At 42.4% G+C, this 13,510-nt stretch carries 12 protein-coding genes; 3 read left to right on the forward strand and 9 right to left on the reverse strand.

Features of this window, described 5'->3' with window-relative positions:
* Positions 1 to 160: 160 nt before the first annotated feature.
* Positions 161 to 829 (forward strand): GntR family transcriptional regulator, encoded by a 669-nt coding sequence (locus ACIPK1_RS02350; protein WP_005234106.1) that lies wholly within the window; start codon positions 161 to 163, stop codon positions 827 to 829.
* Between the two features lie 97 nt (positions 830 to 926).
* Here ACIPK1_RS02350 and ACIPK1_RS02355 read toward each other — a convergent pair whose 3' ends face one another.
* Together ACIPK1_RS02355 and ACIPK1_RS02360 are read right to left on the reverse strand one after the other, a co-directional pair.
* Positions 927 to 1,763 carry a YitT family protein gene (locus ACIPK1_RS02355; RefSeq protein WP_005234105.1) on the reverse strand — a complete coding sequence of 279 codons (837 nt, stop codon included), beginning with the start codon at positions 1,761 to 1,763 and terminating at the stop codon, positions 927 to 929.
* Positions 1,764 to 1,828: 65 nt separating this feature from the next.
* Positions 1,829 to 2,749: a cation transporter gene (locus ACIPK1_RS02360; protein ID WP_086297959.1), complete on the reverse strand. Its 921-nt coding sequence runs from the start codon at positions 2,747 to 2,749 to the stop codon at positions 1,829 to 1,831.
* Positions 2,750 to 3,074: 325 nt separating this feature from the next.
* On the opposite strand from ACIPK1_RS02360, the gene ACIPK1_RS02365 reads away from it, so the two are divergent.
* Entirely contained in the window at positions 3,075 to 3,866 is a 792-nt protein-coding gene (locus ACIPK1_RS02365) for an L-threonylcarbamoyladenylate synthase (RefSeq protein WP_005234103.1), read from the forward strand.
* Positions 3,867 to 3,973: 107 nt separating this feature from the next.
* Here ACIPK1_RS02365 and ACIPK1_RS02370 read toward each other — a convergent pair whose 3' ends face one another.
* On the reverse strand, positions 3,974 to 4,291 hold the full coding sequence (locus ACIPK1_RS02370) for a hypothetical protein (RefSeq protein WP_005234102.1): 318 nt from the start codon (positions 4,289 to 4,291) through the stop codon (positions 3,974 to 3,976).
* Positions 4,292 to 4,805: 514 nt separating this feature from the next.
* Between ACIPK1_RS02370 and ACIPK1_RS02375 the strand changes: the two genes are divergently transcribed.
* Positions 4,806 to 5,123: an RNHCP domain-containing protein gene (locus ACIPK1_RS02375; RefSeq protein ID WP_301388234.1), complete on the forward strand. Its 318-nt coding sequence runs from the start codon at positions 4,806 to 4,808 to the stop codon at positions 5,121 to 5,123.
* 209 nt (positions 5,124 to 5,332) lie between these two features.
* On the opposite strand, the gene ACIPK1_RS02380 is transcribed toward ACIPK1_RS02375, so the two are convergent.
* The 6 genes from ACIPK1_RS02380 to guaD form a co-directional block, all read right to left on the reverse strand.
* Positions 5,333 to 7,102, reverse strand: a complete 1,770-nt coding sequence (locus ACIPK1_RS02380; RefSeq protein ID WP_005234100.1) for an ABC transporter ATP-binding protein — start codon at positions 7,100 to 7,102, stop codon at positions 5,333 to 5,335.
* 2 nt (positions 7,103 to 7,104) lie between these two features.
* Positions 7,105 to 8,814, reverse strand: a complete 1,710-nt coding sequence (locus ACIPK1_RS02385) for an ABC transporter ATP-binding protein (protein WP_005234099.1) — start codon at positions 8,812 to 8,814, stop codon at positions 7,105 to 7,107.
* Between the two features lie 244 nt (positions 8,815 to 9,058).
* Complete coding sequence (locus ACIPK1_RS02390) at positions 9,059 to 9,445, reverse strand: MmcQ/YjbR family DNA-binding protein (protein ID WP_034872119.1); 387 nt, start codon at positions 9,443 to 9,445, stop codon at positions 9,059 to 9,061.
* A 287-nt stretch (positions 9,446 to 9,732) separates the two neighbouring features.
* Positions 9,733 to 10,350: a LysM peptidoglycan-binding domain-containing protein gene (locus ACIPK1_RS02395; protein WP_034878363.1), complete on the reverse strand. Its 618-nt coding sequence runs from the start codon at positions 10,348 to 10,350 to the stop codon at positions 9,733 to 9,735.
* A 328-nt stretch (positions 10,351 to 10,678) separates the two neighbouring features.
* Entirely contained in the window at positions 10,679 to 11,962 is a 1,284-nt protein-coding gene (locus ACIPK1_RS02400; RefSeq protein WP_016612741.1) for a uracil-xanthine permease family protein, read from the reverse strand.
* Between the two features lie 49 nt (positions 11,963 to 12,011).
* Positions 12,012 to 13,367, reverse strand: a complete 1,356-nt coding sequence (guaD, locus tag ACIPK1_RS02405; protein WP_005234095.1) for a guanine deaminase — start codon at positions 13,365 to 13,367, stop codon at positions 12,012 to 12,014.
* Positions 13,368 to 13,510 lie beyond the last annotated feature (143 nt).

Here is a 13,510-nt window from a genome sequence, read left to right on the forward strand (position 1 = left end):
TATATTAGTATTCTAGTTCATTCTATACTGAATTGCAAGCCTTTACAAAAGGTTATTCAACTTATATACTAGTTTTATTACTCAAAACTATCCCTAGGCACCTTCCTTCAGAGTTTTTCTTTAGAAGGTAATTGAATGCCTGATACAGAAAGAAGCGTTTATGTTGAACCCTACAAATTTTCAATCACAAGCTTATGAATCAATCAAAGAGTTGATCTTAACCGCCAAACTGATTCCCGGTCAAAAAATATCTGAAAAGGAATTGGAGCAACGGCTAACCATTGGCAGGACGCCGATCCGTGAAGCAATTATTCGTCTGCGCCGTGAAGCACTGATCCATGTCGTTCCCCAAAGCGGCACCTATATTTCTAAAATCAGTATCAAACAAATTGAAGAAGCTCGTTTTGTCAGAGAGACGCTTGAAAAAGAAGTATTCGTAGCGGCCTGCCAAGCCATTACAGAAGAGCAGCTGAAAGAACTAGAAAAACTCGTTATTTTGCAGCGGACCTATGCCCAATTGAAGGATGAAATCGAGTTTTTCCAACTCGACGAGGCCTTCCATCAGTTGATCTATAAGATTGCAGACAAAGAAAATGTCTGGAATTGGCTACAAACGATCAATCTGCCTTTAAATCGCTTCCGCTTCTTACGTTTAGAGGTGGAGGAATTGTCTTGGGAAATTATTTTGCGGGATCACGAAGAAATCTTAGCCACTTTAAAAGAAAAAGACCAAGCCAAAATTGCTCCCTTGGTCGGACAACACATTGATGTCATTGATAACGATTTGATTTTTGTGGAAAAGGCCTTTCCCGATTACTTTACGGAGTAAAGCTATTTGAAAATCATGGACCTTAAAAACCACCCTCGTCGAGTAGATTGCCTACTTGACGAGGGTGGTTTCATACGCTGAACAAGCGAGAATACGCTCATTCGATTGGGTGATAACTAAAGCCTTGGCCCAGTACTTCTGAGACATTATTGACGATCACAAACGCTTTTGGATCAATGGTCTCAATGATTTGTCTGATCTGCATAAATTCTTGGTCGCTGGCCACGATCAACAGTACTTGTTTGTCTGCTTGCTGGTAGCCGCCTTGGGCAGCCAATAGTGTGGCACCACGAGCTGTTTTATCAAAGACTGCTTCTCGAATCTCGTTCACGTGGTTCTCACTTAAGATCATGATGGATTTCTTCCGGTTAAAGCCCGTTTCAATGTAGGTCATCACACCAGAGGTGATCACGATCGATAATATCGCAAACAAGAACTCTTCAAACCCGAAAACGAACAAGTTCATAGAAACAACGATCGCATCGGTCGCCAGCAAGCCAATCGCTGGATTCAAATTAAAGTATTTCTTGAAAATCAGCGGTGGAATCGTTGTGCCACCGCTAGAAGATTGATTTTTATACAAAATCGCTACTCCTAAAGCAAAAATCGCACTGCCAAAAATCACGGAAAGCAGCCGGTCTTCAGCCACCATATATTCTGGGACTAAAGCAATTGCTACTGGAAAAGCAAAACTACCATAAAGGACTTTCAAAAAAGGGCCCTTCCCTAAAAAGGCATAGGCAAGAATAAGCATGAGAATATTCAAGACCATGATCACAGCCGCTCGATCCCAACCGAGTGCTGACTCTAATAAAATACCGATTCCGCTGACACCGCCAGCTGCCACATGATGCGGGCCTAAAAATAAATTGATGCTTGCCGCTAACAAGAAAAGTGCTGCGGTGATTTTTCCATAGGTTTTCAGAATTGTCATTTGTTTCCTCTTTTCTCTGTCATTTTCACAAGTTGATTCCGTCAGTGACCGATTAGCAGCCATTCTTACTCCTCACTATACGCCCATTTGATGTCACCGACAAAATTTATGTTTAGCCAGAGGGAATAACCGGAAATCTGTTGACTGATTGCTTGATTCAATCGTTCTCGCAAGGGATCTTGCCGCCCTACTGTATCAAGAGGAGTTGCAGGTAAAATCACTACATCTAATTCCACAATAACTTGATTACCGACTTTAGCGGTACGTAACACAAAGTCCACCACTTCTTCTGCGCGCAATTCTTTTTCAACGATCGTCATGATCGTTTCTCGCAGTTCTTCTTTTGGGGTAGAAGAAGTCAATTCTAAAATCGCTGCTTTCAACTCTTTTATCGAAAGCTGGATAAAGAATAGGGTGATCCCGATGGAGATGATTGGGTCGACATACATCGCAAAATTCCCATAGGGACTGGCTTGAATCAGCCATGACACAAGAAATGAACCGACGACACCCAGACTAAAGAAAAAGCCGAAACGCCATTGTTCTAGTTCTACCCAGTAAAAGGGATGAGTCAGTGGTTTCTTTTTTAAGTACAAGTAAAAAGAGAAACAGTAGATCGTACCAATCAGCGAGAAATACAAACCGATTGGATCAATCATGCCATCACTGACGTGTAATAAACTAAAAGCAGATTCAATGATTCCATAAATTGAGATCAGCAAGATGATACTATATTGAATAAAAACAACCAACGGCATCAACGCTTCTTTGCCGAATGGGAAACGTTCAAAGTCTTGGGCTTGGATATATTTTGCCACATACAAAGCAATCAGTGACATCACTGCACCAATCAATGTATAAACACCATCTAACAAGAGGACGTTATAACTGACCAGTAACCCAAAAAGCAAGGCACCGCCGCCATAGATACTCCCAGCGACAATCGATGCCAGCAAAAGTTTGCGTATTTTTTTCTTTTCACTCATGATACTCCTCTTTCTTTTTTTCAAAAAAACTATCAAATTGATTGCATTCTTCTATCTATAAGCCTATCTTCCCATATAAATAACATAAAAAACAGTCAATTTTTTCATACAAAGCGGAAAAAAATAGTATTGCTGTCAATCATTCACTCTATTCTCTAGTGATGCATATTCGATCTTTCTATTCCACTCTTTTTACATTCTGGTGTAAATCCCCTTGACTACGCGGATTGATTCCCTTATCATCAAGGGTAACCATATTCAATCAGAATTTTCAGAATATTCCGTTATATTTTTCATAACGGCGATTCATTGGAAGACAGGGAGGATGAAGAGAGTGAATGAAGCAAAACAAGTCCCATGGACAGGAGAACCAAACCAACGAGCGATCAACTATTTGAATGAAGAAGGCAAAGTGATCGTCTGCCCAACCAAAGTCGGCTATATCATTGCCGTCTCTGATAAAAAAGGGCTGGAACGCAAGTTTTCAGCAAAGAATCGCAAGCGTAACAAACCAGGCGTCGTTCTTTGCAGCTCATTGGAGCAGCTACATGAATTAGCCGAATTAAATGCGGAAACCGCCGCCGTTTATGAAACGTGTTGGAACAATGACGTGTTATTCGGTGCGATTTTGCCTTGGAAAGAATCAGGAAAAGCCTATATCCCAAAAGATGGTTCAGAAGAATTGATGACGGACGTTCGGGGAACCAGCTGTTTCGTGATCAAATTCGGTGTCCCTGGTGAGCAGATCTCAAAAGAACTTTGGGATCAAAAAAAGAAATTGCTTTTCGCCAGCTCAGCGAACCCTTCAGGCAAAGGAAACCGCGGACTTGTTGAAGGGATCGGCGAACAAATCGCGCAAGAAGCCGATCTAATCATTGAAGGCAACGACTATGTTGCATCGATCCAACCAGACAAAACGCTGGAAACCCGCTACGAACAAGGAGTCATGGTTTCTTTCGTTGATAAAGACGGTAACTTGATTCCAGAGCAAGGAGACCAACGCTCCATCACTCCCGCACCTGTCTTGATCCGTAAAGGACTCGATGTTGAAAAAATCCAAATGTACCTTTCTGATCACTTCAACTCATGGGACTATCGCCACGGGGAGTATTATTAATCTTTCATCGTCAACAAAGAACCGAAGAACCAGCTAACGGCCCTCCTTTTCAAGGAAAAACGCTCAGCTCGTTCTTCGGTTTTTCAATAGAAAAAAACACTTTTCTTCTATCGTGTTTCTTTCAAAAGCTGAATGATCTGTGCCTGTTGTTTGATGATCGTATCTTGTTGCTTGATTTTAATCCAGTTTTGGTCGATTTGGATAGCTGCTCCGAGATTTTTGTAACTAAGGTTGGGGATCTCCATGAAATGTATTCGGTGTGCAGATAAGTCATTAAAGATCTGAACAGACAGTCCCTCACTCAATTCATGAACCTCTTTTTCTACAATATACTGGTTGATCAGGTCTTCTACAGTCAAACGCTTTTTTCGTTTCTTGCCTTGTGTGCCATTCGAATTTTCAGATTTCTTGTTCGTACCAAACATTTTTGTTCTCCTTTCGTTAGGTCATCCTTCCTCCATTTTGTGATTCCGTGTCTCTTCTTCAGTGACCAAAATAAAATTGAGCGAAACCTACATACGAACATTTTGTCATAAAATAGCATTATAATCTACATTTTGTTGTTTTTAAAGATAAAAAAGGAGATAAATTACGATCAGGTTTTCTCTGTCATAGAATTCCAACTCTATTTCTGCTATAATCCCCTCATAAACACATAGGAGGGACTCTATGAAAAAGCATTCCTCAATTGCTTTCTAGGGGACGACGCCAATGACAGTGACTTTGGACTACACTTACTGCTGGGTTGTGGGCTGCCGCAACACAGTGCTTAGCACAAAACGAAAAAACTAAGCGTGGTACGGATTGCGAAATCGCATGAAGCTGGAAGCAGAAGTAATCGTTACGGACGGTGAATGTGTCCCTAGCCAAAGAAGCCTGATGAAGAACGAACGGAACCCTTTTCTCTCAAAAGAAATCATTCTTTTGGAGGAAAGCAAAATGAGAAAAGGTGAAAATACGACCTTTGTTTGTAAAAACTGCAGTACGCCTGTGGCACCCTTGACCAATGGTTCTTACCGCAACCATTGTCCCCAGTGTCTCTACTCGTTACACGTGGATATTCGCCCGGGTGATCGTCAAAATACTTGCCATGGCTTGATGCGACCGATTGACTATCGCCAACATTCCAAAAAAGGCTATCAGGTGCTGCATGAATGCACCCGCTGCAAAAACCAGCAGTGGAATATCGTGGCACAGGATACGCAACAGCCAGACCATTTTATTGAGTGGTTGACTCAAACCGCTGCGTATCACTAAAAAACCAAAGAAGACCATGCTTAAGGCTGATCTTTTTTGTTTATCAGATCAACGGATCTCTTATACCACTAACTGCTCATAGACATTGTCGTCATAAGAAGCGCTTGCTTTAACCTAAAAAAAAAACAGCCCGCTGTTTCGTCGATTAGTTGACGAAATTTCGGGCTGTCCTGCTAGTGTCTTCTTGATGATTTTACGTTGGTTTGCGCTTATTCAAAAACGAATTGATTGTGATACAGTTCCGCATAAAAGCCGTCAGCCGCCACCAATTGATGGTGATTGCCTTCTTCAATGACTTCGCCGTCCTTCAAGACAACGATGCGATCGGCATTCAAAATTGTCTTCAAGCGATGGGCGATCACAAAACTGGTTCGTCCTTTGATTGCTTCATCCATTGCTCGTTGAATTTTCGCTTCGGTCACGGTATCGACATTACTGGTGGCTTCATCCAAAATCAACAATTCTGGATTGGTCAGAATCGTTCGGGCAATACTCATCAATTGTTTTTGACCAGTACTGAAAAGGTTGTTCTCTTCGGTGATCTCCGTGTCATAGCCTTTTTCCAACGTCATAACAAACTCATGGATATTGGCTTGTTTCGCTGCTGCAATGACTTCTGCTTCGGTCGCTTCTGGTTTCCCAAAAGCAATGTTTTCACGAATCGTCCCTGAGAACAGCACGGATTCTTGCAAAACGATTCCCACTTGAGAACGCAGCAGATCCAAGTCTAGCTCCCGGATGTCGATGCCGTCAAAGGTCACAGAACCACCATTCACATCATAGAAGCGATTCAACAAGTTCATGATGGTCGTTTTTCCTGAACCAGTCGGTCCGACCAATGCGACCATTTCGCCTTTGTTGACCGTGATCGACACATCTTTTAGGACCAATTTTTGACTGTCATACCCAAAGTCCACATGATTCAAAGCAACCGCCTCTTTGATGCCCTTCACTTTGATCCCGTCTTTTGGTTTGACCTCATCAGGTTCATCAAACATTTCATTGATTCTGCGCGCACCGGTGATCGCCAACTGAATCATGCTGTAACCAGAAGAGATCTGCATCAATGGTTGGTAATACTGCTGCGAATACTGGACAAAGGTCACAACTAATCCTAAAGCAACGGAACGTTCTAAGTCACCGTTCAATGCTAACCAGCCACCAAAGAAAATCACGATTGCCGTGTTCAACAAGGACATCCCTTGCATCAAGGGGAAAAGCAGCCCAGAGTAGACTTGCCCTTTGTAGGTAGCTTCCCGGACTTGTTGGTTGTGGACCAGAAAACCATCGATGGTTTCTTCTTGCAGTCCATTGGTGATGATGATTCGTTGACCACTGATTTTTTCATCGATATAGCCGTTTAATTTTCCGACTTCATCTTGCTGCAGATCGACATATTTGCGGGCTTTTTGGATCACGATCACCGCGATCAACACCGCAATCGGGGTAGAAGCAATCGTTGCCCATGCCAATTCAACGTTTTGACGGAACATCATGATCAAGATCCCCACCATTAAGACTACATTGGTCAGCACTTGCAACAATGCTTGGTTCAGACTGTTTTGGATGTTATCCAAGTCACTGGTGAAACGGCTCAAAATATCACCGTCTTGATGAGAATCAAAGAATTTGATCGTCAATTTTTCCAGTTTATTAAATAAACCGATCCGCATTCTGTTGGTTGATTTCCCCACCACTTGCGTGAACAAGATACTATAGACAAAATTGGCTGCACTGGCTAAGACATAAAAAATCAACAGTTTCCAAATGATCGATAGAAAAGCCGATTTATCATCGACCCCTTGCATCAAACCGCCAACATAATTCGCCAATTCCTGGAACGCTTCTCCGATAAAGACTGGCGCTTGTACTTGCAAATACGTTGCCAGAATCACCGTCACAAAAATGAATAGAAACGACCACTTGTATTGTTTTAAGTAATGGTAGAAAAATTTACTCGCTTTGAACAAATCTGTCATGGTTACTCCTCTCCTTTCTGTGTTGCGAAGATTTCTTGATAGATGGCATTGTTATTGGCTAAAAATTCATGGCTTCCTTCACCAACCAAACGTCCATTATCTAAAACGAAGATGCGGTCGGCTTTCACAACAGAGGCAATCTTTTGCGCGATAATGATTGTTGTCGTGTCTTTTAATTGTTTTTCAAACGCTTCGCGAACCAATTTTTCCGAACGAGCATCTAATGCACTCGTACTATCATCCAAAATCAAAATTTTCGGTTCACCGATCACGCCTCGAGAAATCGATAAGCGTTGCTTTTGTCCTCCAGAAAAATTGCTGCTGCGCTCGGAGACCGGCGCTTCAAAACCCGCTGTCAATTTTTGAATAAATTCGCTGGCTTGAGCGATTTCTGTTGCGCGAGACATCTCAGACTCTGAGGCATCTTTTTTCCCTTGCCGTAAGTTTTGGGCAATCGTTCCTGAAAAGAGGATCGCTTTTTGCAAGACAAAAGCGACCGTTTTACGCAAGCTTTGTTCATTGACTTCTTTCAAGTCAACACCGCCAACCCGCACGACACCTTCTGTTGGGTCAAACAAACGGGGAATCAGTTGCGCCAGTGTTGATTTGCCGGCACCAGTCGCTCCTACGATCCCAATCATTTCGCCAGGTTTGATGGTAAAACTGATAGCCGTTAGGGCATTTTTTTCATCCCCAGGGTAACGGAAGCTGACGTTTTCAAAAGCGACACTTCCAGACAATTCTTGTTCTGGGACATCTTGGTATTGCAGATCCGGTTCGGTATCTAGAATCTCTTTGATCCGTTTTAGCGAAACTGCAGCCCGTGAAGTCATCATCATCATCATGCCGCCGATAATGATCGCCATCATAATTTGCATCAAATAATTCATGAATGAGGCAATTCCCCCAATCAAAGTTGGGTCATCTTTCGCTAGATCACTGACAAAGAAAATCGCGCCGACCACTGCTAAGTTGGCCGCCAGCATAAAGGAGGGGATCATTACAGAGAACAGGGTTCCTACAATAATATTATGCTTCGTTAACGTTTCACTGACTTTAGAAAAGCCTTGCAGTTGGTTGTCTTCTTGAACAAAAGATTTCACCACACGAATCCCCATCAAATTTTCTTTGGCAATCCCATTGATTTTGTCGATCAAGTTCTGGATGATCATAAAGTGTTTGCCCATCCGTGTAAAGGATAGTGCCGTAATCACTAGGACAGCGATAATCAGTAAGACGATGATCCACCACAGTTGCGGCATGGTTGTCATCGCCAAAATGAAGGCACCGATAAATAAGAACGGGATCCGAAACAACGATTGTAGCGAGATCATCACTAAGTTTTGAATTTGCGTGATGTCATTGGTCAAGCGCACCACAAGATTTCCCGCTGAGAAGGTTTCGATATTTCCAAATGAGAATGTCTGGATTTTCCGAAACATCTCTTCCCGAATATCGGCACTAACGCCTTGCGCCACTTTCGCAGAAAAAACCGTGTTGATGATCCCTGCAACAAGGCCTAGCAATGCTAGCCCAATCAACTGCACACCAATTTTTTTCATTTCATCATTGTTTTCGGTAATAATTGATTCTAGCACTTGCTGCAAGAGCTTTGGCTGCCATAATGCAGCAACGACCATTAAAATGACCGATAATAAGGCAATGCTGGTTGCCGCTTTGTACTTTTTGACATGGCGTAAGACCAGATCCATATACGTACCACTCCTTTGTGTTTAGCAGAAAAGACTGCCAAAAAATTTCGGTTGCACAACAATTTACCATGGATCACGACTAGAAACAAGCGAACAAATAAAACAAAAAGAGCTTTCATGAAAGCTCTTTGAAAATATTGCATAAATGTTGGCGAAAATAACGAATAATAAAGGGATTATGATGATCCTCAAGAGGGTCTTCCTTATTTTCTGGCGCTAAATCTTTGACTTACGATTCGCTGTTTTACAGCTCACTTTTTTGTTTTTTTGTCAGTTTTTGTTTGACTAGATCGTAGGAAACCAAAATCATTTGTTCGATGTTTTCTTCCATCAAGGCATCAGATGCCAACTTGATGGTATTCCAATGGGTCTTATTGGCATAATACCCCGGAATGATGACGTCAGGAAATTGCTCTCGCAGCGTTTCGTTGACCTCGGGCAGATTTTTCAAAGTCAAAAATGCTGTTTCTTCTGCTTGCGGACTCATGATCCCAAACTGTTTTCCTACTAAATCAAAGTAGATTGCATCCCAATCTTCGCGGTAATAGACTTTGGCTCCCGGCAAGCCTTCCCCAAATGCTTGAAATCGCTGCATTTTTTGTGCAATTTTTTCTTCAATCGATGTACTCATTGTGTTTCCCTCACTTTCTACTATCAAAACCGTCATTTTCTGTCTCAATTTTGACAGATTGAATCGCTTTCTGCTCTATTTCCTACTATTATACATGGTTGCCGTGTAAAAAGGGATTTTTTATCAATGGCATGTTGCCTGAAAATGACTCTTGAGAGTTGCATGCGGCGTTACATTCATTCATCTCTCTCAGAAGATACAAAAAAACCCTTATCAGCGAGTAAGATGTACTCGCCAATAAGGGCAATTGATTACTAGATGTCATGGACAAGATTCATTTTAGAATCTTAGTACCAACCATTTGCTTCCCAGAATGCTTTGGCAGCAGACCAAGAACCATAACGTGATGCAACATATTCATCGGCAACCTTTTCTTGGTTAGCAGCTGAATAGTCACCATTTAAGTAAGAGTTGGTTAATTGGTAACGGCCGTAGTATTGTCCGTTTGTCGCTGTGTAAGAACCACCAGATTCTTTGTTTGCGATCCATTCTTTTGCTGAAGCTTCTGAGCCGCTAGCTGAAGAGCTGTAGCTTGAGCTGCTTTGTGTGCTTGCAGCAGCAGATTGTGTGTTGCTTGATTGTGAAGCTGCTGGTTCACTTGGTTGTTGTACACTTGCTGCAGCAGTCGTGTTTGCAGATTCTGTATAAGTGGCAGTGCCATCTGTAGGGATGATCAATGCTTCCCCAACAAAAATCAAGTTTTTATCAGCAATCTCGTTTGCTTCAACGATCGCACTGATCGTATCATCAGAGCTATAACCGTAAAAGTTAGTAGCGATTGTTGATAATGTATCACCAGATTGAACAGTGTATTGTTCGTCTGCAAAGGCGTCTTTCCCACCTAAGAAAAGGCCGAAACCGGCAAGGACAGCTGTACTAAGTAAAACAGTTTTTAAAGACTTCATATAATTAAATCTCCTTCTTTGAAACTCATTTTGCGTCATTTGAGATGACTCAAGCGCATAAACAAGTCTAACACCGAAGAATATTTCATAGGTAAAGAAATCATTACAGATGATTACGAAAACGACAGTTACCTTACGTTTCGTAAGAATTGAAAAAGACTATCATATCAAGCTTTTCTCTGCTGTAATTTTTAACATTACAGTTATTTTGTTTTCAGGTAAACCAGTTAACCTTAGAAAACCTTTCCTATATTACAAAAAACCCTCTTTTTACACAGACTTGTAACAAAAGAAGGAACGAGACAAGGTCTCATTCCCCATTTACTTCCTATTTTTTCTTCACTGGGATCAATTTATTCATGACGATCGCCGCAATAGCGCTTAAAGCAATCGGTGAATCTAATAAATATTGTAAGAATTGAGGCGCAGATTCTTTGATTTCTGCTGGCATAAACAACAAGCCGATGGCAATAATCAACGGTACCCCGATAATATACAACTCACGCTCGGAAAACTCTTCATTCTTAATGACCCGAAAGCCGCTCAACAAAATAATGACACAGACGACCGCGAACACGCCGCCGATGACAGCAGAAGGTACTGCGTGAATCAAGGCTGAAAGTTTTCCCATAAAGGACAATAGGATAAACCAGACGGATGCCATCACAAAGACTTTTTTACTAGCAACCCCAGTGATCGAAATGATCCCTGCATTGGTAGAATAACCAGTCACAGGGGTCGTTCCTACTAAGGCGGCAACCAAGCAGCCTAATCCTTCGCCGATCACGCCTTTATTGATCTGTTCATCCGTAACAGGTTCTTCTGTCACGGAACTGACCGCATACCAAGTACCTGTTGTTTCTGCTAGGAGCACCATATAGATCACTAGCATCGTTAAGATCGCTGAAACATCAAAGTGCAGGCCATAGTTTAGAAATACCAGTTTTGGCAGACTAAAGAAAGAAGCATCCGCCACCGACTGAAAATCAACGCCTCCCATAAAGGAAGCAATCACGGTACCGATAACCAAAGCAATAATGACCGAACTGATTCGGAAGTATTTTCCCATTCCTGGAAAATAATCGCCTAACATGGAAAACAAGATCAAAATCGCCGCAGTAATCGCAGCCAACAACATGTTTTGATTGGCACTTAGTGTTTCAGTGGCAGGATAGATATTGCTAGTAAAGGCCGTTGGCAACAGCGTCAAACCAACGATCATGATGATCGTTCCACTGACGATCGTAGGAATAAAATGACGAACGATATACTTATAGATTCCAGTAAAACCTAGTAAAATGACTGCTGCGGCACCAACAATGCTGGCACCTAACACCGTGTCCATGCCGTTGGCACCAAAATAAATACCGATGATCGCTCCAACGGGTACAAAGGATGGTCCTTGACATACGGGTAATTTCAAGAAAAAGAGGACTTGGATCAAAGAAGCGATCCCTGCTCCTAAAAAGGTCGATTGGATCAAACCTGATGCGTCTGAAGAGGACATCGCCACCGCGGTTGCGATAATAAATGGCGGCACATACACGTCCATTGCCAACACATGCTGTAATCCTAAAAGTACTGCTTGACCAAAGGGAATGTCTTCGTTCATTCCGATCGTTAAATGTTTGTTTTTCGTTGATTCCACTGTCTCATTCTCCTCATTTTTCGTGTACTTTTTTTCCTTGGACCCAGACTTGGCGAATATTTTGCATCGTTGCTAAGTACAGGATTTTTTGTAATCTTGCTTCGGGTGAAGTAAACACACCGAAGTCAGGCAAAGGATTTTCTTTTTGTCGCGTATCGATCACTTGCACATCAAACGCATACCCTTCTTTGATGACACCTACTGGTAATCTCAGTGCCTCACCGCCGCCTTTTGTCGCCAATGAGAACGCATCGATCACGGATATACGAGAATCAGCTACTCCTCGTGTGTTTTGAGGAAGCGTGACATCCACGCCATCTTCTAACATTCTCGAAGACATCACAGCTTGTTTGATGTTGTCATACAAACTCGGTGAAAAACCGCCGGAGATATCCGTTCCTAAACCAATCGTGACCCCTTGTTCTTTCAAGCGCTTGATTGGGATCACGCCATTGGCAAAGTAGGCATTTGAGATGGGACAGTGCGCAACTGCGGCGCCGGTTTCGACAAAACGGGCGCCGTCAGCTGGGCTGATGAAATTGCCATGAGCCATCACTGCTTTTTCTCGCAACAAGCCGAAATCTTGCAGCACTTCGGTATCCGTTTTGCCAAATCGCTCTTGAACAAAGTCATGTTCCCATTGCCCTTCACTGCAGTGGGTCTGAACATGGACATCATATTTTTCAGCCAATGCGCCTAACCCTGCCAAGCCTTCATCGGTACAGCTCGGGACAAATCGCGGAGTAACCACAGGATAAACGCCTTGAGGTGCAGTCTTTGCGATTGCTTGTACTTCTTGAATAAAACGTTCTGTATCCGCTAACGCCTCTTCTGTTGACGCGTCCCGATAAAAAGCAGGATTGGCTTGGGGATCGTCCATAACGACTTTTCCGACTAATCCCCGTTGACCAAGAGTGGCACAAGTCTTCGCCAATTGAAGGCTCGCTTCTAGATGGACCGTTGCAAAATAAAGAACCGTTGTCGTTCCTCTTGCCAATAGCTGTGCCACCAAATCTTGATAGACAGCTTTGGCAAATGCTGGATCGGCATATTTTGCTTCCAGCGGAAACGTGCATTCATCTAACCAAACATTTAACGGTTCATCTAACGCGATTCCTGCTTGCGGCCATTGCGGTGCATGGACATGCAGATCAACAAACCCAGGTAAAAAACACTGGCCTGCAGATAATGCCTGCAGATTCTCTGATGCTTTCGCCAGCTCTGACTCATACCCTTGATCTGTTTTAGCAGTCACTTTTACGATGATCCCTGCGTCATCGACTTGAATCAAAGCTTCTTCTATATATTCTAGTTTTCCATCAGTTGGCGTATGGAAAACATCTCCTTTAAAATAGTGAATGGTTGCCATTTGTTTGATTTCCCCCGTTCTCTAAGACATTGTCAGGAAAAAGCCGTTCATTTAATGTTCCTTTTTCACTAACACGATGTTCTTATTTTAACGCTATTCGAAAATAGTGCAATAAAATTCACTATCATAAAGAAAGATAAAAC

The sequence above is a fragment of the Enterococcus sp. NPDC086594 genome, assembly GCF_044746145.1.
Classification (GTDB): domain Bacteria; phylum Bacillota; class Bacilli; order Lactobacillales; family Enterococcaceae; genus Enterococcus_D; species Enterococcus_D entomosocium.

Bases quoted from the DNA above. Each gene is read 5' to 3' on its own strand.
- ACIPK1_RS02380 (WP_005234100.1), bottom strand. From the start codon at position 7,102: ATGACAGATTTGTTCAAAGCGAGTAAATTTTTCTACCATTACTTAAAA.
- ACIPK1_RS02350 (WP_005234106.1), top strand. From the start codon at position 161: ATGTTGAACCCTACAAATTTTCAATCACAAGCTTATGAATCAATCAAA.
- ACIPK1_RS02375 (WP_301388234.1), top strand. From the start codon at position 4,806: ATGAGAAAAGGTGAAAATACGACCTTTGTTTGTAAAAACTGCAGTACG.
- ACIPK1_RS02400 (WP_016612741.1), bottom strand. From the start codon at position 11,962: ATGAACGAAGACATTCCCTTTGGTCAAGCAGTACTTTTAGGATTACAG.
- guaD (WP_005234095.1), bottom strand. From the start codon at position 13,367: ATGGCAACCATTCACTATTTTAAAGGAGATGTTTTCCATACGCCAACT.
- ACIPK1_RS02370 (WP_005234102.1), bottom strand. From the start codon at position 4,291: ATGTTTGGTACGAACAAGAAATCTGAAAATTCGAATGGCACACAAGGC.
- ACIPK1_RS02385 (WP_005234099.1), bottom strand. From the start codon at position 8,814: ATGGATCTGGTCTTACGCCATGTCAAAAAGTACAAAGCGGCAACCAGC.
- ACIPK1_RS02365 (WP_005234103.1), top strand. From the start codon at position 3,075: ATGAAGAGAGTGAATGAAGCAAAACAAGTCCCATGGACAGGAGAACCA.
- ACIPK1_RS02355 (WP_005234105.1), bottom strand. From the start codon at position 1,763: ATGACAATTCTGAAAACCTATGGAAAAATCACCGCAGCACTTTTCTTG.
- ACIPK1_RS02390 (WP_034872119.1), bottom strand. From the start codon at position 9,445: ATGAGTACATCGATTGAAGAAAAAATTGCACAAAAAATGCAGCGATTT.
- ACIPK1_RS02395 (WP_034878363.1), bottom strand. From the start codon at position 10,350: ATGAAGTCTTTAAAAACTGTTTTACTTAGTACAGCTGTCCTTGCCGGT.
- ACIPK1_RS02360 (WP_086297959.1), bottom strand. From the start codon at position 2,749: ATGAGTGAAAAGAAAAAAATACGCAAACTTTTGCTGGCATCGATTGTC.